The organism is Tengunoibacter tsumagoiensis, assembly GCF_003967535.1.
In the GTDB taxonomy this organism is placed as follows: Bacteria; Chloroflexota; Ktedonobacteria; order Ktedonobacterales; family Ktedonobacteraceae; genus Tengunoibacter; species Tengunoibacter tsumagoiensis.
In genome coordinates this window covers 1,704,407-1,730,538 of record NZ_BIFR01000002.1, presented here as the reverse complement: position 1 = coordinate 1,730,538, position 26,132 = coordinate 1,704,407, and the positions used below count along the sequence as shown (strand labels likewise).

Below are 26,132 nucleotides of genomic sequence, written 5' to 3'. Positions count from 1 at the left end.
AGCCTCTCTCTAGCTGCCATGAGCAGTGCGCTAGTTGCGCTATGATGCACTATGAATATAGTGTAGCAACGAAATAAGTGCAAGCTTATAATATTCGATAAAACTCTCAATTCGCGTCGCTCGATAGAGTTGTGCGTCATAAAAGCACTGAAAAATGAGCTCATCCCCCTCAATATGACCATCAAAACGTATGGTAGTTGGAGGAGAGAATACGACCTCAGGATCTTCCTCAGCTATCTCTGGGGCTACTAATGGCGAGTAGTGATGAGCAACCTGGAAGAACTCTTCACTTGTTTTTTCATCATCAGGGATCACACCCCAATAGTTGAACGTAATGTGATAGCTTTGTTCACGTGTGATTTTGGGCGGAAGCGTATCGTGATCGCCATAGCATCCAAGCAGGCTCAGTCCTAAGCCCTGATGTGGAATGGCCTGGATCTGCTTTTGAATTGATTGCCAGGTGATATCGAGCGACCAGGAGGGCTCTATCTGGAGAAATAAGCTCCGAAGGATCGTAAAGTACCCCAATACTCCCGTGAGTGGTTTTCCTCCCAAAAATGCTCGGCCATTATCAGGGACTGAGATCAACAATTGTGAGCGGCCTGACCAGTTCTGAAAGGCAATGGCCAGTGCAGCCAGAAGCAGATCGAGAACAGGAACGTGTTTTTGGATTGCTTGAAACGTCTCCGCCTCTTCCTGATTGAACTGAATACTCAATACACAGTTCGTCGTGGCTTTTTTCCTACTGGTGAGCGCCTCTGGAAAATCTACGGCTAAAGGCTGAAGATCTGGTAGCGATAGCCAGTACTGTATCTCTTGCTCGACCTGCAACTGTTCTCGAACATAGCTGACAATATCCTGCATTGCGCGCTGAAACGAATGCTGGGCAGGGCGCACACGTGGAAAAGGTTTGTCCATTAAGAAGTGAAAATACATCTTCTGTGTGTTTGCATAAAAAATAGAATCGGATGTGATATCCGTTGTAAAATGATGAATGAGGATGAGCAGCAGATCAGGTTGCCCTTCTCCAGCGAGAAAATGAACAATGCGAATAAGAGGCCCTTTCCATTGATGCAGATCACGAAATTCCGCCTGAGCCGCCTTGTTGATTGCAGTACGTTTTTCGTCCTCGTTCATTCCCGCCAGATTGACGTATTTTAATGGAATCTCCTCCGTAATGGGCGCAATAAATTGGTGCCATCCAGTTTCATCTTTCCTGACGCGTAAGCGAAGGGTATCAAATCGGAGAAAAAGAAAGGCTAATGTTTTCGCCAGCACAGCTGGTTCCAGCGGCATATTGAGCTGAAAAAATTTCCATACACAGCGCTCTGACAGGAACTGCTTTAAAACCTTTTTTTGGCCAACGGTCATATAAGGGACACTTCCGACGATTGCCTCTTCTCCAGTGGCCTCGAAATCACGTAAGACACGGCTGGTAATCTCTTGAAGTTGAGCGCTACTGAGCGCTTTACTGGTCTTTTCATCTGGTATCATCGATCAGTTCGTGCTTTTCCTTGACGCGTTCCATGCGCAGGAAAGAAGCACACCTCCTTACTGATAAGAATAGCCATTGCCCTTATGAAGCAAGTAGCACTGATGAGAAAACAGAATCCTGTCTGATCCTTAGCAGGTCTGTACTGTTTCCACGAATGTTTTGACCGCTCTCTGCTCTTTGTCGTGCATGATTGCCAGCTGGTCTATCACTTTTAGCAGGCGTGGAGAATGCTGTGTGAGCTGATACTTAATCAGCCCATTTCGTACGGTCTGGGCCATAGTTTTTAGCTCCGTATAAGCCAGGATGAGCTCATCAGAGCTGTGGAGATACCCCCTGTCCTGGAGATAGGTAAGCCTGTGGAGCATTAAGTGCTTCTGCTCAAAGAGAAGCTGGAATGGCCTTGCTTCAAGCTCCACCTGTTGCTGTATGCCGCTGTTGATATACTGTTGGAGCGCTTCGTATGTCTGAAGTCCATAGACGGCTGGCGCTGATGACTGAAATAGGAGAGCAGATGGTGCCGTACTGGTATAGTACTCGGTCAGTTGCTGAATGACATGAGCGATCGAAAAATGATAGGCAGCCACTGGTCGCATTTGGAGAAGGCGCACCGGATCGTCATGATCTGGCTGCACAGACGCCCTTGCCGTCGCAGCTTGAAATTGTTGGTACGTGACCAGCGATGAGATATAGCGGCCCTGCTCATCAAAGCCTGCCACCGTAAAGACAGCCGACTCATCATCGAAGCCAGTGACCAGAATATCGTGTATGATGTGCTCTGTCTGAAAAGGAGCGCGTTGAGGAATGAAATATTCATCGACATACAGATGGACATAATACTCTTGCAGCAGACAGTCAATGACAAATAGTCTAAAGTCAGAGAGATAGCGTTGGATGAGAGATCGTTCAATGCATTGGATAGAGAGCCAGGGGGTGGGCGTCGTGAGCAGATTGGGATCGGCGAAATCAAACACGTTATGTTTATCATCAATCTGTGTCTGACAGCGCATCTGTATAAAGTGCTCAAAGATCCATGGCTGACAGGCATCGTGCAGACCCAGGATCGAGAGCGGCATTGCTCTATGATGATAGCCAGTGATGGCTGGCGTAGCAAGTGCTAACGTGTGCTGAGACATAGTAAGCCAGGCCCCCTTTCATTCAGTTGTGTGTCGTTCCACTCATCTCTTCCGTGAGTAAGCAGAGGTCGTTATCCTTTACTCATGATCACTCTACCTGTCCTGGAGTAAAGACGACTGGCAACGTTGGAGGCCCATAGACCTGTCCGACCGAGAACTCCCGTTGGACTGGTGCACAGAGCTGAAAATCTGGGAGGCGGCGGAGAATCTCTTCCGTCACAATGCGCATCTCCAGACGTGCCAGGGAGGCACCAACACAAAAGTGGATGCCCTGACCAAAGGCCAGATGGCGATTCTGTTGCCGATCGGGTAGAAACTGATCAGCAGCATGAAACTGGCCTTCATCGTGATTGGCAGACCCGAGGAGTAGAAAAAGCTTCTCATCAGCGTCTATCGCCTGTCCATGAATAGCCGTACACTGGTGAGGTGTGCGTGCCACATACTGCAAAGGGGCATTGTAGCGCAAGCACTCTTCAACAAAGAGTGGAATTGCAGCCGGATCTGCCAGCAGGAATTGGCGAAGAGAAGGATACTCACACAGCGTAAGCAAGAGATTGCCAAGCGCATTTTTAGTCGGTTCAAGGCCAGCAGCAAGCATTGCAAGCATCATACTTACAATCTCTTTCCCACTCAGTATTTTCCCCTCCGATTGAGCGGTCACCAGAGTGGTAAGAAAGTCGTTGCGTGGTTTTATCCGGCGTCGTTCAATCTCTTTGAGCATGTAGTGCAGGAACGACTGCCGAATCTTGCTATTCTCTTCAGTGTGGCTCTCCTCTTCAGTGAGCATGATCTGTTTTATATACTGGATATAGATGGGCCAATCCTTTGCCTCGATCCCCATAATGATAGGGGTAATCGAGATTGGCAGGCGTGTAGCAAGCGACTCAACCAGATCGCACGTGCCCTGTTCAATAAAATCGTTGATATGCTCGGTCACAAATTGACGTATGCTGTCTTCGTAAGTGGTAATTCTACGGGCAGCAAGCCATGAATTGAGCAGACTGCGATAGTGTGTATGGTCGGGTGGGTCCGACTCTACGGGAAGTGATGGTATCTCCCTCTCTTGTTCAGGAATGGCAGTCCCTTTTTGAGAGGAAAACATCTTAGCATCGCGAAGTACCTCGAGAACGTCGTTATAACAAGAAAGAATCCAGAAGCCTCCATATTTATCGCTATGAGCGATTGGACAGGACTGTCTTAACGCGGCTGTAACTGTTGCCATGTTATGACTAAAGGCAGGTGTCATATGATCGAAGTCTTGCCCAAAATCTTTACTTGTTTCCAACATGCTCTTTCCTTACGTGACGGCTTGTATGCTTTCTTGCACCTGATGGCACCCTCGTTGAGGTGTTGTACGTGCTTTTAATCAGCGTTGGTACCTTGCAGGACGCGACTGGCCAGATTTCTGATTCCTAGATAGCTAAAATAGCTATGTAAGGGGCTGGGCCACATAAAAGTGATTGAAATGGTCATTTCTGTAGACAATGTTTCAACTTGATGCCACCAGAACGCTGGTTGAAAAATCATCTCACCAGGCTCAAGGATGCCTTCGATGGGATGAGCATTTTTGAAGCGGGGGTATTTCTGAAGATCGGGTTCGTGTAAATTCACAGGGGATAGCGTGCGATTGGGTGAATTGAATGGAAATGGATAGAGGGACTGGCTCTCTGATGGTGAGAAGAGGGTAAACTTCTTGCGGCCCGTAATCTGTGTTAACAGGTTCGACTGAGTGTCATGGTGGAGGGGCGTAATATTTTGTCCTGAACCGATCCAGATCCGCGTATTTATATTTGAATTGCGAATATATTCGGTAGGGGGCGTGAAATCTTGCCGCAAATGGGGGAATTTATCAAAGCTCTGATATTGAAGATAAAAATAACGATTTGAATCATCCTTATTTTCGATCCGGGTCAAAAACTCTTTGAAGCCCATATCTAGTTTGCGATGGGTCTTCCAGCCTTTTTCTTGATTCCCGATCGTGGATTGACCCTTGGAGGCCACCACCTCCATGTTTTGATCTTCAGAGCTGGAACGTAAATACTCAATGGTCCATTTTGAAAGTGCATCCCACTGATCGGCGACCCCGGTAATAATAACGGGCCGACTTTTTTTGAAATAATTCTGGTAAAAATCATTGTACGATGGGCGGTGAATTCGTTCTAGCCGGGTGCCTGTTTGTTGTACCTCATCGTGTTCCTTCAGCATAGTTGCCCTCCCTGCTTCTTCTCTTAAAGGTTCTCGACTGCCACCTGGCGTTCTATATAGTTGACAATATCCTGTATTGTCGAGAATGCATCGATATTCATATTTTCGTCATCGAAATCAACGTCAAACTCTACTTCCAGCTTCACCACAAACTTGATGAACAGAAGCGAATCAATGCCCAACTCACGGAGATTCGTCTCTCCATTGAGCTGTGGGAGTAGCTTCAGATGTTCATTCTGGCATACTCCCTGTAATATCGTGATCACTTGATCGACTACTTCGTTAGCCATGGCAAACTCTACTTTCCTATGTGAGGTGTGCCCTGAAACGTGGCTGTGTTTCTACTGTTCCTTCCGATAGACTGACTGTATCAGCCTCTCATCTTACATGTTTTGGGCTCAGACATCATGTTTGTGCTGAACAGATGCTTCATCGTCAGCTTATAGAGGCCAGGGGTCAATCAGCGGCCAGGGATCAATGGCCGTTGTTGTCAAGGTGCTGAGAGAGAGATGTAGAGGGAGCAATTGGTGCAGGAGCACAAAGACGCTGAATGCAAGAATGGCACCAGCGCATGCATAAAGCCATGTGTTTTTTGATCGCATTGTTCTTTACCTTATGTGTTTTTACTACTGTGCATGACATTACCAGCGCAATAGATCATGCAATCGACACTCCATCTAAACATCAGTATAAGGGTCTCTCGTTAAAAATCAGTTCAAAGAAGTTTTACTACTGCCTTTTAACGCCGTTGCGTCCAGCGCATCACATCTTCTAGAGCTTCCGTCGAGAGGGTATTGTTATACCTGGCAAAAGGTCTAAAACGCGCACAGAATGTTGTACGCTCATGATCGAAACACCAGAGGGCAAACGCTTCTAGCTCTTTAACAAGAATCTTACCTGTCTTCAATCGCACCTTCTAATGCTTCGCTCAACGCGAGCTCTGTCTTACCATACCGTAACATTTGCCGATTAACATACCTTTTCAAAACATAAAGGCGCTCTAATCGTCTGAAATGTCCGTGTTCCTTGCTGTATAAAGCTGCCTCAACGGCTAAAGGTTCCCCATTTCGGAGATCGCCGCTATGAATGAGCGTTTCATTATTTTCCCATCGACGAACCTGTCGCGTATCTTCATCTAGCAGCCTTGCAAGTTCTTCTTGAGTATATTTGTGCATATCTCTATACTTTTTTAGTGCTCGTGATAACGCTGAAGGTGGTCGTAGCTTTGCATCTTTCCCAGACATATCTGTCCTCTTTTCATCTTATTGTTTATGATAATAGGCAAAATATGCCCTTCATTCCTATCTTGTTTACTGACACAATTGTAACAGCAATCCCACTCATTATAGTATGGTAACAGTCTCACTGACAAGGACACTTAAAGAAGGGCAAAGTTTTATGATTGTGAGTAAAGTTGCAGAACTCAGAGAGCGTATAGAGAGCGAACGTGTAGCAGCGCACTCAGGCTTGTCGGGTTTGAAGTATGGTGCAATAAAACATCAATTCATCACCGCCCGCATGGAACGCATGTATGACCGTTTACAGCAATTGCACCAGGAAGGAAAGCAGGAAGAAGTGAGAGCCATTCTTCTCGATGATGCCTTGTGGGATGTGAAAGGAGAGCTGTTTGATGGACCAGATGCAGAAAGCGGTCATCATTAAACCCTGGAACTCGGTTCATGCGATTATTGAACTACAGCTCCGCTTAGAATGCTTTGCTGTCAAGAGCTATGAGAATCATTTGATCGCTTTGAGTGAACTACCACAACTTGTCATCAAACCGGACCTCATGGTGATTGACCTGGATGTGAAGAATCTAACGAGCATCGTTACGGGACTTCAATCTTGTTGTCCTTCTACCAGGGTGATCGTCCTGTTGGATGAAAAAGAGGCAAAATTAGCTGATGAAATACGCCTTATACACAACGCACATGTTCTATTCAAGCCTTTTATTGTCAAACAATTTTTGAATTTGGTTCAGGGGGGTCTATGTTAAGCCGACGAAAAAGATTACGAGATATACCAGTAAAGAAAGACAAAGACAAATCCACGTCCCAGGCCTCTTGAAAAAGGGGCTCTAGATACAGCTACATGGACCAGGGATGAGCTGCCTATCATCCTTTCTGGTAGAGGTTCGTGTTGCGGTGCTTGGAGCTCTAACAATTGGATGCTGCCAGGAAGCTCATATCCCGAGATTTTCTAGAAAATGTTGTGTTGAATCAAGGAGGAGAGATGTTTGATGTTGATGGAGAAGTAGGTCTCAGTCGAGATTGAAGAGCACTTTCAGTCCAGGGCTTTCCAATTTTGAGTGAGTCCTCTGACAGCCAAAAAGGTTCCTCCATCAGGAAGATGAGGAAAGAAGAGAAACATACTGTATTGTGTACGTTTACGGACGCGACTGCTCTGGTCCGTGTCGTCAGCCGCAATGAATTGCATGCGTAAGCGGCGTCAGTTCATTATCCCCCCCGGACAGGCCGCAGTCGCGTCCGCTGAGCTTGCTCACCTGCCTCGCTTCCTCTTCCCGCTTCATGCCTCATCTGCAAGAATTGGAAAGCCCTGCTTTCAGTCAAAGAGCAGTTGAATGATGAGCGGAAGTATGGTATATTTAAGGTGTATTCAGTCGGGCTTGAATACTGGTATAGTTACGTCGTTGTAGCCGCAGAAGTCCAGGGCTAAATACCTTGTGGAGTCCAGTCGGGCTTGAAACCCAAAAAATAGTTTGACGTAGAAGGTCACTAATTGGACGGGCTAAATACCCTGTGGAGCCCAGGCGAGGGGAGCAATTCATTCATGCCCAGGAAACAGATAATTCTCCTGCATTTCCGATTGACAGAACAGCAGCTCCCTAAAGAAGATAGCGTTCGCTCCTCTTCTATCCACTGTGTGCCATCGTGTGGACAAGGGAGAAACAGTTGGAGGGCCATCAACCAGCCGACGATGAGTTCTTTCTGGTGGAAAGCAAGCTATTTTCCGAGCATCTCGGAACTGGTATGGCTGAGCTGAGACTCTCGGAGCACTCCACAGGCGGCTGGAAAGGCAATGAGGACAGGAAATGACCGCATGTTTCCCCCCAAAATACCCCCAAAAAATGAGATGCTCGGAAACCCTTGCATCGAACGGCTTCCTGTGCTATTCTAGAAGAGGAGCAGGCTAAATACCTTGTGGAGCCCAGTCGGGCTTGAAACCCATCCGGATCTTCCGTGTCTACCACGGTTTCGAGGGCTAAATACCTTGTGGAGCCCAGTCGGGCTTGAAACACCATTAGGAAGGAATAAATTCCTCCCACCATCGCCGGCTAAATACCTTGTGGAGCCCAGTCGGGCTTGAAACCCATGATTATCATGCACTTAGCAAACCGGCTTTGGAAGGCTAAATACCTTGTGGAGCCCAGTCGGGCTTGAAACGCCACTGTTAGCGTGCAGGCCGAGAGTAAGATCGCGGGCTAAATACCTTGTGGAGCCCAGTCGGGCTTGAAACTACCAATCGTCCTCATCATTGTGCCCCGCCACCTCGGCTAAATACCTTGTGGAGCCCAGTCGAGGGGTGCAACTAATTCATTTGTAGAAGTCTCCTATTAATCGATTTGGCTCGATTGAGAGCACGTACGTTTATAACTATATAGGTGAGCGTATTCAGGTTTTTCACTGATTGAGCATTGCGTACTTTGGGTCGTTCAATTCCCAATTCTTTTGCTTGACTATTGATGCGTTCGCAGCTGGTTCGCTGGTTGGCAAGAGCGCGATACAGCGGGGTTGTGCGATCAAGCAGGACGCGTTGGAGCCCTCCCAGTTCCCAGTTGAGGTCTTTGACACACCCTTTTCCTTTGACAAACTGAGGATGCTCGCAGGTTTGCCCATCGGGCTGAGGATGTAAGAGCGGACAACGGAAGCGTTGAGCTTGATAGCCATTGGTATGAGCAAATTGAAACGTTGGCACCATCCGAAGCCCTTTTTCACAAAGAGGAACGCCATCAGTAGCACGTGAACTGGCATGAGTGGTATGAGCATTGAGAGGAATAGCCGCAATACCGCCATGCAGAGCCGCTTTTTGATACACGTACCAGGCATCGTAGGCAGCATCAGCAGTAATATTGGTAGGGAATATTCCTAGTGCAGCAACGGTTTGGCGATAGAGGGGCTCAAAATAGGTCACGTCACCTTCGTTGAAGGGCAGAGTATATTCAGCCAGAACGACATCGCCATACGTAGGAGTCGTGGCTGCCGCAACGCCCGAGCCGTAGCCCCAGAGGACTTCTTTTTTCTCTTTGGTTGATCCATCAGGTTGCTCCTGGTTGGTACTGCGTTTCACCCCCAGCCTGCAATCTGGATCGCCAGTCGGTCGATGATGCTTGTCATGACCCTTTTCGGTGAAGACACGTGGATTATTCTCTTTCACCCATGCATAAATGTGCTTCACGTTAAAGGCAACCGTCTCACCCAATCCTGGAATTTCTTGAACGAGAGCGGTGACGGTGGAGGCTAACAGGCCCTGCAACAACGAACGATCAAGCGCACGAAGCTTTTCTCCTATCCATTGGCGGCTGGGAAGTGTCTTTTCCGCATCAAATCCATAGGGAGCGTGAGAGTCAAGAACGAGGTCAAAACCAAAATCGATCATCAAGAGTGGATGTTCAAGAAGAAACTTGCGTAGCTGTTGGGTGTAGATCAACCCTTCTTGAATGCGTAACAAGAAGATTTTGAGAGAAGCCGAGATAGGTTGTTCAACAGGCCTTCCCCGAGAAGAGCGCCGTTGTTGCCACTCCTCGACCACAGACCAATCGAGGAAGGAAAAGAAGGTTCGATAGCGCTGGACAAGCGGATCATGATGAAGCAAAGCGGTGATGGTAGACTGGTCAAAGTGCGAAGATGCGGGTATCATAGAAAGAGACTCCTTTGCCGAGTTGTTTTAGGTTATGAATACTTTGCACAAGGATCTCCCTTTCTGTCAATCAGAAAGGACATTTGAGGAAAAAGAGGTGAGCATTCAACTGCTGAATTACTTGCGCTTCTTTTTGTGGAAAGCGCTTTGGAACTGAGAATCGTTTTCAAACCAGATTTCGATAAATGAATTACTTGCACCCCTCCCAGTCGGGCTTGAAACGCTTCAAATTCAGCCTTTTGGGCCTTAGCAAACTCCGGCTAAATACCCTGTGGAGCCCAGGCGAGCTTGAAACCTTGATATTGCAGCTTTGTAGTACCCTTTTCTATATGGGCTAAATACCCTGTGGAGCCCAATCGAGCTTGAAACGGGCACGACGGCCACGCTGAATATGGCGTTGGGCTAAATACCTTGTGGTGCCCAGTCGAGGGGAGCAATTAATTCATTTGTAGAATTCCCTTGTTAGTTGATTTCGCTCGACTCAGAGTACGTACATTTATAACGATATAGGTCAGGGTATTGAGATTTTTCACGGATTGTGCGTTTCGCACTTTTGGTCGCTCAATTCCCAGCTCTTTCGCTTGACTATTGATGCGTTCGCAGCTGGTCCGCTGGTTGTGAATAGCACGATACAGAGGTGTTGTACGATCGGGTGTGATGCGCATGAGCCAGCCAGGCTCGATATTGACGCTTTTTTTACACCCTTTTGCAACAGGAAACTGTGCATGATCGCAGGTTGCTCCCTCTACAACAGAAGGAAAAGAGAGCGGACAACGATACAATTGCGCTCGATAGCCATAGGTATGTGCATATTGGTATGTTGGATGCATCTGCAATCCTTTTGGGCAGAGGGGTACGCCATCAGTCCCAGGAACGAAGACAGTATTCCCGTGTTTCATCTTAGGAATAGCGGCAATACCGCCGTGCAGTGCCGCTTTTTGGTAGACGTACCAGGCATCGTAGGCAGCATCAGCAGTACTATTGGTAGGGAATATTCCAAGTGCAGCAACGGTTTTGCGATAGAGTGGTTCAAAGAAGTACATTTGAGGAAAAAGAGGTGGCATTCAACTGCTGAATTACTTGCGCTTCTTTTTGTGGAAAGCGCTAAGGAGTCTGGTCGGGATTGAGACATTTTGGTAGTTTTGCAACACTTCGCAATTCCACTTTGCATGAAGCGAAATGATCAGCGGGGCCCAGGCGGGTTTGAACAAAGACACCCAGGAGATCTGTTCTCAAGGGTGTTTTTCTTTGCCCTGATTGATGGAGTCGAGCAGGGCCAGGACGGAGAGGATCAGGCCGAGAGTAGAACAGCAGGAGAAGAAGGACGAACGTACAGAAGGAGGTCACGTGTGGCCGTGGGAGACTGAAGCCGATCACACCTCCCACCCGGCGACAAGGAGAGACAGAAACGAGAGGGAGGAAAGCGTGCCCAACAAACCATACCCAGTTGAGATCTCAACTGAGGGTATGAGGAAACCGATGGGCACGTTTGTCATCATTGAAAAATACTGTGTGAACCTGTGATGTCAAAGTGCCATCAGTCAGAGGTCATTTGCGGTATGATGTAATCTCTTGTCAGAACGCTTTTTGTGCCAATCCCACCAGCGCAACTCGAGGCATTTCGATCTGCCAGCCCTGCTCCGTTTCATAGATCGATACCTCTGATCTCCCAAAGGTAGAGGGGAGAGCAAGAGCCGTATAGTCATACTGGAAATAGTGTCTGGCGAGATGATACGCCGTCTCTTGAAATGGTTGTTCAATGCCAACCAGCCCATACATATTGAAGAGATGCTGCCCCAGGATATCCTTCACCTGTGCCGCAGAATCTCCCTTTAAAATAAAAGGGTCATACATATAATGAACGTCAAACGTGTGAAAGCCAGCCTGTTGCAGATAGCCAGTGATCTCGGCTCTGGTGAAATGGGCATAGTCGTGCCCCATGACTGAATAGGGATGGACAACCTGCTCGAACCATTGCGCAACGGGAGACGCCTGCTCAAAATCATGGAGGATAAATTTTCCTCCAGGCTTTAAGATACGCCAGGCTTCTTTGCAGACCTGTAGGCGTTGTTCTTGTGGAATATGATGGCTGCCATAGGCAATGATCACAGCGTCAAAGCTGTCATCTTTAATGACCAGATGTTGTGCTGATTGTCTGATACTGGCCAGTCCGTACTGACAGGAGGATTGAACCATCCCTTCATCTATATCGCTTGTAAGGATAGCTGGCATCTGGTGCGAGGGTAGAAGGCTGGCAAGTGCGCGAAATAATGTCCCATCACCACCAAGGACATCAAGGATGGTATAGTTGGGGGGGAAACTGTGAATAGAGTTGTCTGGACTTGCCAGCTGAAAGAGTTGATGAATCCCTACCAGACGCACATGGGGATTTTTCTGTGCCAGTCGATAGGACTCTCCCCGACCTCCCTGTGCCTCCGGACGGAAATCAACCGTTTCCGTTGCCTCATAAAGCGCATCAGCTGCCGGTATTTTTTCAAGATCAATGCAGTTGTAGAGCGTTGGAGAGATGCTCTGTAAGTGTTCAAGGTGTAGAATACGTTGCTGCGATAATCTTTCTGAGAATGTGGCGAAGATCGGAAGGTTATTCATTGACATAGGTTCGCTCCTTTTCCAGATGGGATAGGACGGTGGAAATGGGCAACTCGATATGAGAGATCATGAGCTCTAATACTCTCTGAAGTTGCTGTAATAAGTGGGCAATACATTCATCATTAAAGATGCTGCGTGAATAGGACATAGACAGGTACATGGTAGGAATTGGCAAGACCTCAATTCTTAACGCCTGTTCTGTCTGAGCCAGTGCTTTTGCAAGACCGGTACTCCACTGCGTCATGTGTCTGGCAACCGATTCATCTCGCGGGAAATTTTCAAAGACAACATAGCTATCAAACAGGGGAATATGTTCAGGGAGCTGGAGCCATCGTTGCAGGTCGATTAATGCGACATGCTCAAACTGGTGTGCCGCAAACTGCCTGTCTTGATGACTCTTTAACCAGGTCAGTAACGATTGATCGCGCTCTATCTGTAGCCATACGGGAGAGAGATGATTGAAAAAACCAATCATGTATTCTACTCCGGCTATCTCTGCTGGCCTCCCTGAGACAATCGAGCCGAACAGAACCTGCTCCTGCTGACTATAAACGCTTAATAAGAGCCCCCATGCTCCTTGTACCAGGGTATTTAGCGTCAGATGATTCTGGCGCGTTAACAGGTAGAGGGCATTTGTCGTTGCCACGGTAAGGAGTCGTTCCTGTTTTGTGTAGCCTGTCAGTGTCGAGGGACGATAGCTGATTTTGTCAGCAAAAGTGAATGGCTCTTGTACATTGGCCAGCATGGAGCACCAGAACTCGCGTATCTTCTGATGATCCTGGTGTTGAAGCCAGGCAATAAAGTCGCGATAGGGCTTCTGCTGCTCTTTGCTGGGCACGATCGCTTTTCCCTCGCACAGATCATGATAGTAAGCGAAGAACTTTTTCATGATCAATGAATAACTCCAGCCATCCTGAAGCATATAGTTGAAGCACCAGTACCATTGATAGGTCTGGGAATCAGTGCGTATCAAGATCACTCTCATCTGTGGGGTGTGCGTTAGCGTAAAGTTTTCCGCTCGTACGGACTGGATGAGCGTTTCGAGCTGCTCCTTCTGTTCTTGCTCTGGCAGATGTTGCCAATCTTTCACTTCGATAGCGAATTGAGCCTGCGTATGAACAATCTGAAGGGGCTCCTGTAGCTCTTCCCAGACAAACGTTGTACGCAAGACGGGGATATCTGCAATTGTTTGTTGCCAGGCTTGTTCAAGTGCTGGAAGGTTGAGATAGCTATCTTTGAGAGGCAGACAGAGATCGGTGACATACAGGCCCGGTCGAGAATAGTTCAGTCGCCAATGCAACATGTTGCGCTGCATCGGTGTCAATGGATAGATCATCTCGGCATCAGGGTAAGCCTGCGCAATCTGCTCATACTGGTGCAGCGTAAGCGTCTGGTCGTCTGTAGCTGTGGCTGTGGGCTCCAATGTGATCTGAGTGAGTGGCTGGCTGGCTGTGGCTGTGGCTGTGTGTTCCAATGTGATCTGAGTGAGCGATTGAGGGGTTTGTGATGGGTTCTCTTCAGCGGCTGGGATAAGCGGCTGCACCGGTTCAATCATGGTTGCCAGCTCGCTAATAGTCTGGTATTGGAACATATAGGATATGGGTATCTCCACGCCTAGATCGCGTAAGCGCGAGACGATCTGGATGCAGCGAATGGAGTCGCCCCCAATCTCAAAGAAGTTATTATGAATCCCCACCTGTTCAAGCTTAAGCACCTGTGCCCAGAGCTGAGCCAGCGTTCTTTCCAGGGGAGTGCGCGGCTTGACAATATTTTCTGCTCTGGCGAGAGGGAGCGATGATGGTACTGGAAGCGCTTTCCGATCGACTTTGCCGCTAGCAGTTGTTGGTATCTTCTCAATGAGAAAGAGGGCTGAAGGCACCATATAGTCAGTAAGATATTGGCGAGCATAGGTACGCACCATGGCAAGTAACAGCTGCTCTCGTCGTATCTTGATTGGATTGTTGACATAGCTTTCCAGAGGAGCAAAGGATTGATACTGTTTGGAAAGGGGAAGTGGGCGCGATTGATCCAGAGCCTGCTCTCTCCAGAGGAGCAGATCAAAGCTGCCATCCTTTCTCTGAGGAGTCCAGCGAAGATCCATCTGGTAGCCATTTCGGCGCGCGAGAATCCACAGGTCCTCTGGCTCTATCCCTTCCAGATGGAAGGCCTGACAGAGAAGTTCATGACGGATAGAGGTCAATGGGCGTGCTGGTTCAGCCTCGAGCTGTGTCACAAGACGTGTCGCCGAGAGGACCCGTGCGTTGGGAATGCCTGTAAATGCCAGCAGGTTGGGCCGACTTTCTGTGACAAGCGCCTGTAGCCGTGTTAACGACATGCCAATCGTTTGCCAATCAAGCCAGGTGATCTCCTGAGAACTGGCGGGGAGAGACTCGGCTCCAATGTGCAGGACAACGTCATAGCGGAAGGCTGTAATAGTGTTGAGATAGCCTCGCTTGACATGGATATCCACTTTGCGAATAGCAGCGAAATGCCGGGTTAAGGCATAAAAGAAGAGCGGATCGAAGACGAGCTCTTTTTCCTGCTTCACCCATTGTTGAATCTGGAGCTGAAATTGGTGCGCCGTAGTACCTGCAGGGCTCTGCTCCAATTCTCGTGCAGCGTAGAACGCCTCGAGCAAAGGAAGTGAGCGAATATCACCCAGGAAGATCTGTCCGCCCGGCTGTACAAGGCTGATGGCATGCTCTAAAACAGTGAGCAGATAAGCCAGATCCGGAAAATATTGGAGCACTGAATTCAGCACAACAGTATCAAACTCGCCCGGAATGAGCCCGGAGAAATCATCGGCTGGACGCGCCAGGAGCTGCACCTGAGCCTCGCGACCCTGGTGTTGGATCTCCTGTTGTAAGAGATGGAGCGTTTGCGGAGAGCTATCGCTTCCCACATAGTGCTGACAGTGTGCAAGCAAAGGAAGGAGGAGCGAGCCGTTGCCGCATCCAATTTCAAGGATCTTCTGAGGATGGAAGGCGCGAATATGGGCCACCGTCATAGCGATCCAGGCCTGTAGCTCTTCACCCGGTAACGCACGATGCTCTTCACTCTCGTGCCAGCTTGTCGCTGTATCCGCTCGCTGCTCAGACCACAAGGCACTCATCTCTTCTGTCCACTCACCAGATTGTTGATGAGTAGAGATGACCTTCGTGAGATCAGAGAGCGTCTCTAGCGCCGGGGCTGGCACAAGATATCCATAGAGTTGCTTATATTCATCCGGGTCACTGGCGACAACCGCGACCGCATCCATAATCAGAGGTGCCTGCCGGAGGACATTCTCAATCTCTCCTAATTCAATGCGAACGCCTCGTATTTTGATCTGCTGATCGACGCGACCGACATATTCAAGCTCTCCTCCCGCCAGTCGTCTGACCAGATCTCCTGTGCGATACGTACGTGATCCTGGTTGCTTGCTCCAACTATCGGGGATAAAGCGATCGGCGGTGAGATCGGGCCTGTTGAGATAGCCTCGCCCCAGACCAATGCCTGAGATGTAGAGCTCTCCCACCACGCCGATGGGAACTGGTTCAAGGTTTCCATCCACAACATAGAGTTGGAGATTGGCAATCGGTCTGCCGATAGGGACGCGTTGTCGATCTGCATGGCCGCCAGCATGCCAGTAGCTGACATCGACCGACGCCTCGGTAGGACCATACAGATTGGCAATCTGTACAGATGGGAACCGTTGCTGCGCCTGGATCAACATCGTATAGGGGAGCTCCTCACCGCTACAGATGATGCGTTGGAGCGCTGGTAATTGCACCTGTGCCCTGCCAGAAGCGTTCAACAGGGTGAGCCATTCTTGAAGCATTGTGGGCACAAAATGAGTCGTACTGATAGCCTGTTCTGCCAGGATATGGAGGAGATACTCTGGATCGCGATGACCCTCTGGTTCAGCAATGACCAGGCATGCCCCAACAAGCAAAGGCCAGAAGAGCTCCCAGACAGAGACATCAAAGGTTGCAGGCGTCTTTTGGAGCACCCGATCACTCTGGCTTAACGCATAGGTTTGTTGCATCCAGAGGAGGCGATTGACAATCCCCTGATGGGGGATCATAACGCCTTTAGGCCGACCAGTCGAACCAGAGGTGTAGAGCACATAGCAGAGCGAGGCTGGTTGAATAGTGCAGGGTCCCCGTGATGGTGTTGAGCTTGTTCTGGGAAGGGTGTCCAGACAGAGAGAGGGGAGCAAATCCGCCGCGAGATGGGTCTGTAACGTCCTGGTGAGTGCACTTGTGGTCAAGAGAAGCGAAGGGCGGCTCTGCTGCACCAGGAAGCGTAAACGTTCAGATGGAAGACCTGGATCAAGCGGTAGATAGGCCGCACCTGCATGAATAATGGCGTGCAGGGCCAGGATGAGCTCCAGGCTACGAGGGAGATAGACGGCCACAACATCTTCCGCTCCCACCCCCAACTGGTGTAAGCGATCTACCAGTTGATCAATCCTATCGAGCAGACACTGATAGGTCAATGTCTGATTTTGAAAGCTCACCGCTGGAGCATCGGGAGTTTGTAAGGCCTGTTCACGTAACAGGCAGGCCAGGCAGAGGTGGTTGAGCTGATAGTCATAGTTCGTCTGATTCCATTGTGTGAGGACGCGCTCTCTTTCGGCGTCCTGTAACACCCGGTACTGACTGATGCGCTGCTCTGGTCGCGCCACCAGCGTCGCCAGCAGAAAGTGGAAGCGTTGAATGAAGGCTTGAATGGTTTCGGCCCGAAACAGGTCTGTACTATATTCGAAGGTGGCCTGAATGCCTTCTGCACCCTCTGAGAGCGAGAGCCAGAGATCAAATTTTGCAGTCTGAGTGTAGGCACCCAGAAGCGGCTTGAATGCAATATCGGTCATCTGTAAGGTCGTGGAAGGGACATTCTGGAACGTCATCATCACCTGGAAAAGAGGGGTTCGATTGGTTGCACGCTCTGGCTGAAGTGCTTCAACCAGAAGTTCGAAGGGGATATCCTGATTCTGATAGGCATCAAGCGTGGTCGTGCGGACACGAGCAAGAAGCTGTTGGAACGTGGGATCGCCAGTGAGATCAACGCGCAGAACCAACGTGTTGATAAAGCACCCGATAATTCCTTCGAGCTCTTTCTGGGTTCGGCCAGCAATCGGCGTGCCAATAACGATCTCATCTTGTTGGGAGTGACGTGCAAGAAGAAGGGCAAAGGCACTGAGCAGGGTCATAAAGACGGTGACATTTTCTTGTTGACTCAATTGACGGACCTGATCTACCAACTCTTTGGGGAGATACGAGATCTCGCGAGCTCCCCGCGTTAATTGCTGCGTTGGGCGAGCGTAATCGAAGGGAAGCTCGAGCGAGGCTGGTATTCCAGAGAGCTGCTTCTTCCAGTAGATCAACTGCTGATTATGTGCCTGATCATGTAAGCGCTCTCGCTGCCAGAAGGCGAAATCAGCATAGTGAATGGGGAGATCCAGAAGGGGTGAAGGCTGATCATGAATAAACGCCTCATAGAGCAAGGTTAACTCACGAATGAAGATACTAATAGACCATGTATCAGAGATAATGTGATGCATAGTGATATGGATGGCATATTCATTTGCGCTGAGATAGATAAGCAAAGCCCTGAAGAGAGGGCCCTGTGCTAGCTGAAACGGACGTGCAGTCTCTGTCTGGATGATCTGCTGTAACGTTTCTTCTCGTGGCGATAAAGGCAGAGCTCGTAGATCAAGAAAGCGCAAAGGCGTGGGCTGGGTGGGCGCAATGTGTTGTACCGGCGTACCATTCTCCAGCGGAAAGGTCGTACGTAAGCTCTCATGACGACGTATCAATTCAGCCAGGCTTCTCTCAAACGCCGCAGCGTGGAGATATCCAGTGGCGCGAAGGGCGATTGAGACCGTGTAAGCTGAGCTATCAGTAAGGAGTTCATTGAGGAACCAGAGCCGTTGCTGGGCAAAGGAGAGCTCTGCAACGCGCTGATGGCGGGGAATAATGCGCTCTCCCTCAGTGGGAGCACGTCGTATGCCCTGTTTTAAACGTGCAAGCTGTGCCTGTTTCTCTGCTGAGAGTTCCGTTCTTCGTTGTAAACGATGTTCTGATGGTGACAAGATAGGTCTCCTCTTCTTCTTCAAGTCGTGATGATCTCAAGAACGGTTAGACGCGTTCTTCCGGGGCCGTCTCCAGGCTTTCAATCAGTTTGTCCTCAATCACACCGGCCAGGGCGGTGACTGTTGAAGCATCAAAGAGCACACTTAACGGAAGTTCAATTGGAAAGAGATCCCGCAGCCGGGCGATGAGTTGCGTGGCGATGACGGAGTTCCCGCCAAGGGAAAAGAAGTCGTTCGTCGGTTGTATATTCGGGATACCCAGAACCTCCTGCCAGACCGCGCAGATTGTTCGGATCAGATCATCATCCTCGAGCTGTGAGCGCGTATCGCCCTCCTCATCCTCCTGTAAGAGCAGGCTCTGCGGTGCAATAGGCGCAACGGCTGGCTCTTTTGGTAGTCGCAGATCCTCCACCATTGCTGCATAATTCACCCAATAAGATTGATAGTCAAATGGATAGGTTGGAAGCGGAGTACGGCGTACCGTCCGACCCTTATAAAAGGCCTTCCAATCGATGACTCCACCCCCTGCCCAGAACTTTCCCAGGGCCGAAAGCAAGATCTCTTCGTCATTGAGGAGCTCCTGGCGCGGCGAACGGAGCGTCGAGAGGATGGTCTGTTGTGCGCTCTCCGCGTTCTGATACTGGCGAGCAAGGATGCTTAAGGTATTGCCAGGCCCTACTTCAAAGAGAACCTGCCCATCCTGTTGGAAAAGCTCTTGAATTGCCTCCGGGAAGCGCACCGTATAGCGGAGATGATTTGTCCAGTAGGTGGGGTCCGTTGCTTGCTCACTCGTAATCCACCTGCCTGTAAGACTTGAGAGGTAGGGAATAGAGGGAGACTTCAGGGGCAGGCGTGCCACATAGTCGTGAAACGGTTGTAGAATAGGCTCTAACAGAGAAGAGTGGTAAGCATGTGAAACATGAAGAAGCCGCGTCTGCACGCCTCTTGTTGAAAGCTCTTTATTGAGCCGTTCAATGCGCTCTGGTGTGCCCGCCAGAACACAGAGAGAAGGACCATTGACCGCCGCCAGTGAAAGTTCCGCATCCACCAGCGCATAAACCTCTGCTTCCGGCAGTGCAACGGCGAGCATATTCCCATGAGGAAGCTGTTGGATCAGTTTTCCCCTCATCCCAACCAGAGCCAGAGCCTCCTTCAGCGTCAAGACGCCTGCCAGGCAGGCGGCGACATACTCTCCAAGGCTATAGCCGAACAGAGCTTCCGGCTGAATCCCCCACTCCATTAACAGGCGTGCCAGAGCATATTCGATGATAAACAGGGCGGGCTGTCCAATGATGGATGACATCAATTGTTGGGTGGCAGAGTCGTGTTGTTCAGTGGTGGGAAAAAGAATACGACGGATATCAAGCTGGAGACTCTGTGCAAGCAAACTTGAACAGAGATCGACAAGTTCTCTGAAGAATGGCTCATGCTGGTAAAGATTGCGAGCCATATGTGTATATTGGGCCCCCCCTCCGGGAAAAAGAAATACAATCCGGCTGTACGCATTCTGTGCAGGGGCAATCGCAGCTTGTGAGGAGGAAGGCGCAAGCCTCTGGATTGCTTCCTGAACGTCCCGGCAGACAATCGTTCGGCGATAAGGGAAGGCGTGGCGACCCGCGTGCAATGTATAGGCTATTGAAGAGAGAGGGGCAGCAGATTTTCCTGTGCAATAGGTAGCAAGATTCAATGAGAGGCGTTCTAATGCTTCAGGAGTTCTGGCGGAAAGCGCCAAAAGATGGTATGGTCGATCGAGATCAGGAGCTTCAGGGAGATCCTGTGGAGCTTCTTCGAGGATCGCATGGGCATTGGTGCCACCAATGCCTAAAGAACTGACTCCTGCGCGTAGCGGGCCAGCAGGTTGCTCCCATCGTTTAAGGGTCGTATTCACATAAAATGGGCTCTGCGCAAAGTTGATCTGAGGATTTGGCTGGTTGAAATGGAGACTTGGTGGTATCTGTTTATGCGTCAAAGACAGGACTGTTTTGATCAGACCGGTTACGCCAGCGGCGGCTCCTAAATGCCCAACATTGGTTTTCACTGACCCGATGGCACAGTAATTGCGTATTTCATCCTCGCTATGAAAGGCCTGGGTGAGAGCGGAAATTTCAATCGGATCACCCAGCACCGTCCCCGTCCCATGAGCCTCGACATAACCAATGGATTCGGGCGGCACCGAAGCGATACTCAGTGCTTCAGAGATAACCTGCGTCTGGCCCTCAATACTGGGAGCGGTATACCCAACCTTCAATGCTCCATCATTGTTGACCGCCGTTCCTCGCAGAAGCGCATAGATATGATCACCATCCTCAATGGCCTGTTCCAGACGTTTTAATACGACTACGCCAACGCCGCTGCCACTGACAAAGCCCTTTCCCTCGCTATCAAAGGCCCTGCAATGACCATCGGGAGAATTGAATGCCCCCTCCTGGTAGAGATAGCCCGCTTGATTGGGGATACTAATACTGACCCCACCCGCGAGCGCCATATCGCATTCTCCCCTCAGCAGGCTCTCGCAGGCCAGATGCACAGCGACCAGTGAGGTTGAGCAGGCCGTCTGGATGGTAATACTGGGGCCTCTCAGATTGAGTTTATAGGAGACACGCGTCGCCAAAAAATCTTTATCATTGCCAATCATCAGTTGAAAGCCGTTGACCGCAGTAAGAAGGTCAGGCCGCGAGGCAATATTGACCAGGAGATAGGTGCTGCCGCCACTGCCAGCATACACGCCAATCGAGTCCTGGAAGGTGTAGGGATCATAGCCAGCATTTTCTAGCGCATTCCAGCAGCTTTCCAGAAAGATCCGTTGCTGAGGATCGGTAATTTCGGCTTCTTTGGGGGTAAAGCCGAAGAAATCAGCGTCAAAGAGGTCTATATCATCCATAGTTCCCTTGGCAGGAACATAATCTGGATGAGCAATCAGAGTTGGGCTGATGCCAGAGGCTCGTAGCTCTTCTTCACTAAAAAAGGTAATCGATTCACGGCCAGCCTGCAAGTTGTCCCAAAACTCTTCAATTGTTCGTGCACCTGGAAAACGACCCGACATGCCAATAATAGCAATTGCATTTTCTGGTAGCGTTGTTCTGTTCATCACAATCCTCTCTTGCGTCTTATCGCTTGTCTGTTCTGCGTTGCTGAAGACCCCGCCGATTTTGCGCTCGTATCTGCCCACGTTGTTGAGCCGCGTTCTGAGGCTGTTTGTGCGCAAAGTATTGAGCCTGTGTGCGTAAGGTAGGGTATTGAAAGAGATCTATGAGTGTAATCTTTTTCTCAAATGCGGTCAGGAGTCGATTGTGCAATTGAGCCATGCGCAACGAATGTCCGCCCAGATCGAAGAAATTGTCATCCACGCCAACTTTTTCAATCTGGAGGATCTCGCGCCAGATGTCAGCAATGGTCTGCTCTATCTCTGTGCGTGGAGCGATATAGGGTATGATTGGCGTCATGCGTGTCTGGCCCAGCGCGAGGAGCGCATGACGATCAACTTTGCCATGAGGGGTGAGGGGGAGATGTTTGAGCACGATGTACGTCGCTGGCACCATATGTCTGGGGAGACGTTCCTGCACAAATGCCGTCACGTGCGAGATCAATTGCTGCTTCTGCTGCTCCTGTAATGGCACATTGGTATAGGATCTCCAGTCAGGTTCTTCACCATCCTGTGTGCGAAACCATTGGATATATGGGGCAGACACATGTGGTGCTGACGATGTTTTCGATAAAAGGACATCAAAGCTTCCATCATCTCTCCCTGCTGACCATTGGATATGGGCCTGATAGCCCAGGCGATCAGCGAATTGCCAGATCTCTTCAGGATCAATTGCGGCTTGTTGTTGATCGGCCAATGCGCGGCGTAAATCCAGAATGGTTGGAAAGCGATCTGGCTCAGTATGAAGCAGATGGACGGACTGTGAGGCCTGAAGTGTGCGTTTATTTGGTATCCCACGCCAGGCAATCAGAGGCTCTGAATTTTCTCTGATGCGTTGTTGCAGATCTGCCCAGGAACCGGGCCAATCATGCCAGCGAATAGCTATCCTATGATCGGGTGGTTGTTGACCAATATGGAGCACCACATCGTAGCGAAAGGTCGTCAGTTCGTTATGAGAGCCGCGTTTCATCTGGATGGTGACACCGGTAATGGCCGATGAATACCTTGCCAGCGCGGAGAAGAAGGCAGGATCGACCGCCAGTTCGGTCTCCTGGGCAAGACGGCGCTGGATGGCTCTGGTCAGTTGCTCTAAGGGCAATGTCGTGGGCGTGCGTTCTAATTCTACCGACGTATGAAATGCTTCAAGGAGTGAGAGCGAGCGAACATCTCCGATAAAGATATGTCCACCTGGCCTGACAAGTTGAATGGCTCCCTGTAAGATCTGTAGCAGGTATGAGACATCGGGGAAGTATTGGATCACTGAGTTTAACAGGACCAGATCAAACTCTTCAGGCTCGCGACCAGAGAAATCGTCGGCGGCGTGCTGGAGCAGCGTAACGCGATCGGCTCTCTCCTGATGCTGTAGCCCCTGGCGCAAGACGTTGAGGGCGTTGGCTGAAATATCGCAGCCGACATAACGCTCGCAGCTCTCCAATAGTGGAAAGAGAAGTAAGCCACTTCCACAACCGATCTCATAGATCTGCTCGGGTTGGAGCTCTTTGATCCGTTGTACAGTTGTATCGACCCATGTATGCATTTCATCCGGCGAAAATGGTTGACCTGTATAACTACTATTCCAGCCACCAATATTGAATGTTGGATCAAGGGCCTCATGGGGGCGCTGGAAGATCTGATCAAAGACATGCTGCCATTGGCTCACCTGCTCCTGAGCAGCATCTGTGATGCGCTGCTGATCCTGCGCTGCTGCCGAGAGAGAATGGTTCTCGGGCGAGGCAATCAGATACGCAACAATGTGTTTGTCTTCTGCCGTCTCGCCCTTGCTCATCACAACCGCCTGCTGAACAGCGGGGTGTTGATTAAGGATATATTCGATCTCGCCCGGCTCAATACGGATGCCACGAATCTTTACCTGTTGATCCATCCGCTCCAGATACTCCAGGTTGCCATCGGGCAGATATCGTACGAGATCACCTGTTTTGTATAATCGCTCACCGGGCAGGTGGCTAAAGGGATGAGGCCTGAAGCGTGCAGCAGTCGAGTCAGGGCGATGAAGATAGCCATGAGCCAGCCCCGCACCTCCAATGTAAAGTTCACCAGGAACACCGACGGGAACTGGTTGCATATATGCATCAAGCACATAGGTTGTGACATGGGGCAGTGGTCTTCCAATGGCTGGCTTCCCCATCGCAGGATGATATTGCGTCATAGTGGCACAGACGGTGCCCTCCGTTGGACCATAGGCATTGAAGAAGGCACAATGGCGCGACCAGTATGCAGCCAGTGCAGGGGGACAGGGCTCACCCGCAGATATCAGGGCTCTGAGCGATTGAAATGCCTCCTGCGAGAACGTGGCGAGCACCGATGGCGAGATTGTTAACGTAGTGATGCCCCGCGTCTGGACAAAGGTTGCCATTGCTGATTCCAGCAGAAGCTGTTCCTGATGTGCAAGATAGAGGGTTGCGCCAGCCCCCAGGGTGATAAATATTTCGGAGACAGAGGCATCAAAGCTGAAGGATGCGAGCTGGATGATATGATCGCTGGTCGAGAGGCCAAGGGCCTGGATCTGGCCTGCAACAAGATGACATAGTCCGGCATGGTGGAGTAGTACCGCCTTTGGCAGGCCTGTTGAGCCAGACGTATAAATAACGTAACAACTACTTTGAGGAGAGGTTCTTCTCCGAATATTGTCGCTCTCCTCACCCTCAATGCGCTCCTTTTCTGTATCGAGACAGATGATGGCTCTTTCATGGTCAGCAATAGTCGCTGACAGGCTACTATTGGTCAGTACAATGTGTAACTGTGCATCTGCAAGAATGTACTGAAGACGAGCCGGGGGATAGGAAGGATCAATCGGAACATACACTCCATTAGCTTTGAGGATCGCCAGAATAGAGATCAGCATCTCTAAAGATTTTTCCATATAGACGCCGACAAAGACTTCGGGCCCGACCCCTCGCTGCTCAAGATAATGGGCAAGCTGATTGGCGCGTTTATTGAATGCCTGATAGGAAATGTGTTGATCCAGATAGACAGCAGCAATGGCATCTGGCTGCTGTTGCACCTGCTCCTCGAAACGTGTGTGTGCTGCGCAGAGGGCCTCGGGCAACAGTTCAGCCCCTGGCCGATTCCAGGTATCAATGAGGAGCGAGCGCTCCTGAGGAGATAAGAGCTCCAGATAATGAATGGGCTGATCTGGGACGGCAACGGCTGCCTTAAGGAGAAGCAGCCAGTGTTGGGATAAACGCTCGATTGTGGTCGCTTCAAACAGATCAGTACTATATTCAAAGCAGCATTTTAAGCCTGATGGCGTCTCTACCGTATCAAGGGTGAGGTCAAATTTTGTGGTGTTACTGGATATTTCGACCGGGCTGAGCTCTAGCCCTGCCAATGAGATGGCCGCTCGTGGCGCATTTTGGAGAATAAATGCAACCTGGCAGAGAGGCATGCGGCTCATATCACGTGCAGGGTGAAGCTCTGCAACGATTTTTTCAAAGGGGAGATCCTGATTGGCATAGGCACCTAAAGTTGCAGTTCGGACGCGCTGGAGGAGCTGCCTGGTGCCTGGATTCCCAGTGAGATCTACGCGCACCAGAAGTGTATTCACAAAGAAACCAATCAATCCTTCGATCTCTTCGCGATTGCGATTGGCGACCCCTGAACCCAGGAGAATAGTCTCCTGATCGGTATAGCGAGCAAGCAGAACTGCAAAGAGAGCGAGGAGCGTCATAAAAAGAGTCGTATTTTCTAGACGACTGATCTGCTTCAGCTGTTCAAGTATCGGCAGCTCTACTGAGAAAAAATATTTCGTGCCCTTGAATGTCTGTATCGCGGGCCGAGGGTGATCCGTGGGAAGATGAAGGATCGTTGGAGCCCCTGCAAGCTCCTTGCGCCAATAGGCAAGCTGCCTTTCCAATACATTGTCCTGAAGCCAGGAGCGCTGCCAGACAGCAAAATCGGCATATTGCAGCGGTAGAGCAGGCAAGTGTGGAGTGGTCCCGCGTGCAAAATGTTCATAACATGTGGTTAATTCACGAATGAAGATCCCAATCGACCAGCCATCGGAGACAATGTGATGCATGCTGAGCAATAAGATATGCTCTTCTGGCTGCAACTTCAGCAGGGCAATGCGGAGCAATGGTCCCGAAGAAAGATCAAAAGGGAGTTCGAGAAAAGCATCGATGAATTGACGAGAGACGGTTTTGCGTTCTGGCGGGGAAAAATGTTCAAGCGAGACGACGATTAATGGCACAGCAGGAACCGTCTCTTTAGAGGCAATAACCTGCTGTGGCTCCCCTTTTATAGAAGTGAAGGTTGTGCGTAATACCTCATGTCTACGAATGATCGTCGTGATACTATCTGTAAGCGCCTGAATATGCAGCTCTCCAGTCATGTGAAGCGCTGCGGGAACATTATAGACTGAATTATTAGGAACCAGTCGATCAAGAAACCAGAGACGTTGTTGCGCGAAGGATACAGGGAATCTATTTGTGTCCCGTGGCAATGGTTCTGGTCGCAGCTCTTTTTTCTGGCTACTAATCTGGCGTGCCAGTAGCGCAATCTTCTCGGGTGAAAGAGAGCTGATACGTTTTGAAAGATCGTCACTCATATGTATGCTCCTCTGCAAGGCGCCGG

Annotated in this window: 16 protein-coding genes; 2 read left to right on the top strand and 14 right to left on the bottom strand. The window is 49.9% G+C overall.

From position 1 onward, the window contains the following. Positions 1–39 precede the first annotated feature (39 nt). From EL628_RS27310 to EL628_RS27285, 8 genes are all read right to left on the bottom strand, one after another. Complete coding sequence (locus EL628_RS27310; RefSeq protein ID WP_126583141.1) at positions 40–1,494, bottom strand: condensation domain-containing protein; 1,455 nt, start codon at positions 1,492–1,494, stop codon at positions 40–42. A 129-nt stretch (positions 1,495–1,623) separates the two neighbouring features. Beyond that, entirely contained in the window at positions 1,624–2,628 is a 1,005-nt protein-coding gene (locus EL628_RS27305; protein ID WP_126583140.1) for a hypothetical protein, read from the bottom strand. Between the two features lie 88 nt (positions 2,629–2,716). After that, positions 2,717–3,916: a cytochrome P450 gene (locus tag EL628_RS27300; protein WP_126583139.1), complete on the bottom strand. Its 1,200-nt coding sequence runs from the start codon at positions 3,914–3,916 to the stop codon at positions 2,717–2,719. 74 nt (positions 3,917–3,990) lie between these two features. Continuing rightward, positions 3,991–4,833, bottom strand: coding sequence for a cupin-like domain-containing protein (locus tag EL628_RS27295; protein WP_126583138.1), 843 nt, complete (start codon positions 4,831–4,833; stop codon positions 3,991–3,993). A gap of 23 nt (positions 4,834–4,856) precedes the next feature. Then, complete coding sequence (locus tag EL628_RS27290) at positions 4,857–5,123, bottom strand: acyl carrier protein (protein WP_126583137.1); 267 nt, start codon at positions 5,121–5,123, stop codon at positions 4,857–4,859. Between the two features lie 150 nt (positions 5,124–5,273). After that, positions 5,274–5,435 carry a hypothetical protein gene (locus EL628_RS30035; protein WP_161975812.1) on the bottom strand — a complete coding sequence of 54 codons (162 nt, stop codon included), beginning with the start codon at positions 5,433–5,435 and terminating at the stop codon, positions 5,274–5,276. A 137-nt stretch (positions 5,436–5,572) separates the two neighbouring features. Next, positions 5,573–5,746 carry a hypothetical protein gene (locus tag EL628_RS30030; protein ID WP_161975811.1) on the bottom strand — a complete coding sequence of 58 codons (174 nt, stop codon included), beginning with the start codon at positions 5,744–5,746 and terminating at the stop codon, positions 5,573–5,575. After that, a complete protein-coding gene (locus EL628_RS27285; RefSeq protein WP_126583136.1) occupies positions 5,727–6,077 on the bottom strand; it encodes a helix-turn-helix domain-containing protein in 351 nt (116 codons plus the stop codon). Before EL628_RS27285 ends, EL628_RS30030 begins: the two co-directional genes overlap by 20 nt. Positions 6,078–6,231: 154 nt before the next feature. Between EL628_RS27285 and EL628_RS27280 the strand changes: the two genes are divergently transcribed. Next, a complete protein-coding gene (locus EL628_RS27280; RefSeq protein ID WP_126583135.1) occupies positions 6,232–6,495 on the top strand; it encodes a hypothetical protein in 264 nt (87 codons plus the stop codon). Next, positions 6,464–6,829, top strand: coding sequence for a hypothetical protein (locus tag EL628_RS27275; protein WP_126583134.1), 366 nt, complete (start codon positions 6,464–6,466; stop codon positions 6,827–6,829). The genes EL628_RS27280 and EL628_RS27275 overlap by 32 nt, the downstream gene beginning before the upstream one ends. Positions 6,830–8,382: 1,553 nt before the next feature. Here the strand turns inward: EL628_RS27275 and EL628_RS27270 are convergent. The 6 genes from EL628_RS27270 to EL628_RS27245 form a co-directional block, all read right to left on the bottom strand. After that, positions 8,383–9,711, bottom strand: coding sequence for a transposase (locus EL628_RS27270; RefSeq protein ID WP_126583133.1), 1,329 nt, complete (start codon positions 9,709–9,711; stop codon positions 8,383–8,385). A gap of 437 nt (positions 9,712–10,148) precedes the next feature. Continuing rightward, positions 10,149–10,775, bottom strand: a complete 627-nt coding sequence (locus tag EL628_RS27265) for a transposase (RefSeq protein WP_126583132.1) — start codon at positions 10,773–10,775, stop codon at positions 10,149–10,151. A gap of 511 nt (positions 10,776–11,286) precedes the next feature. Then, positions 11,287–12,327, bottom strand: coding sequence for a class I SAM-dependent methyltransferase (locus tag EL628_RS27260; protein ID WP_126583131.1), 1,041 nt, complete (start codon positions 12,325–12,327; stop codon positions 11,287–11,289). Further along, positions 12,314–18,397: a non-ribosomal peptide synthetase gene (locus EL628_RS27255; protein ID WP_161975810.1), complete on the bottom strand. Its 6,084-nt coding sequence runs from the start codon at positions 18,395–18,397 to the stop codon at positions 12,314–12,316. The genes EL628_RS27260 and EL628_RS27255 overlap by 14 nt, the downstream gene beginning before the upstream one ends. 46 nt (positions 18,398–18,443) lie before the next feature. Beyond that, positions 18,444–21,485: a type I polyketide synthase gene (locus tag EL628_RS27250; protein WP_126583129.1), complete on the bottom strand. Its 3,042-nt coding sequence runs from the start codon at positions 21,483–21,485 to the stop codon at positions 18,444–18,446. Positions 21,486–21,504: 19 nt separating this feature from the next. Continuing rightward, entirely contained in the window at positions 21,505–26,106 is a 4,602-nt protein-coding gene (locus EL628_RS27245) for a non-ribosomal peptide synthetase (protein WP_126583128.1), read from the bottom strand. Between the last annotated feature and the right edge of the window lie 26 nt (positions 26,107–26,132).

Coding starts and splice junctions, on each gene's coding strand:
- EL628_RS30035 (WP_161975812.1), bottom strand. CDS start 5,435: ATGCGATCAAAAAACACATGGCTTTATGCATGCGCTGGTGCCATTCTT.
- EL628_RS27300 (WP_126583139.1), bottom strand. CDS start 3,916: ATGTTGGAAACAAGTAAAGATTTTGGGCAAGACTTCGATCATATGACA.
- EL628_RS27260 (WP_126583131.1), bottom strand. CDS start 12,327: ATGTCAATGAATAACCTTCCGATCTTCGCCACATTCTCAGAAAGATTA.
- EL628_RS27245 (WP_126583128.1), bottom strand. CDS start 26,106: ATGAGTGACGATCTTTCAAAACGTATCAGCTCTCTTTCACCCGAGAAG.
- EL628_RS27305 (WP_126583140.1), bottom strand. CDS start 2,628: ATGTCTCAGCACACGTTAGCACTTGCTACGCCAGCCATCACTGGCTAT.
- EL628_RS27310 (WP_126583141.1), bottom strand. CDS start 1,494: ATGATACCAGATGAAAAGACCAGTAAAGCGCTCAGTAGCGCTCAACTT.
- EL628_RS27280 (WP_126583135.1), top strand. CDS start 6,232: ATGATTGTGAGTAAAGTTGCAGAACTCAGAGAGCGTATAGAGAGCGAA.
- EL628_RS27270 (WP_126583133.1), bottom strand. CDS start 9,711: ATGATACCCGCATCTTCGCACTTTGACCAGTCTACCATCACCGCTTTG.
- EL628_RS27290 (WP_126583137.1), bottom strand. CDS start 5,123: ATGGCTAACGAAGTAGTCGATCAAGTGATCACGATATTACAGGGAGTA.
- EL628_RS27265 (WP_126583132.1), bottom strand. CDS start 10,775: ATGCCACCTCTTTTTCCTCAAATGTACTTCTTTGAACCACTCTATCGC.
- EL628_RS27250 (WP_126583129.1), bottom strand. CDS start 21,485: ATGAACAGAACAACGCTACCAGAAAATGCAATTGCTATTATTGGCATG.
- EL628_RS27275 (WP_126583134.1), top strand. CDS start 6,464: ATGGACCAGATGCAGAAAGCGGTCATCATTAAACCCTGGAACTCGGTT.
- EL628_RS27295 (WP_126583138.1), bottom strand. CDS start 4,833: ATGCTGAAGGAACACGATGAGGTACAACAAACAGGCACCCGGCTAGAA.
- EL628_RS27285 (WP_126583136.1), bottom strand. CDS start 6,077: ATGTCTGGGAAAGATGCAAAGCTACGACCACCTTCAGCGTTATCACGA.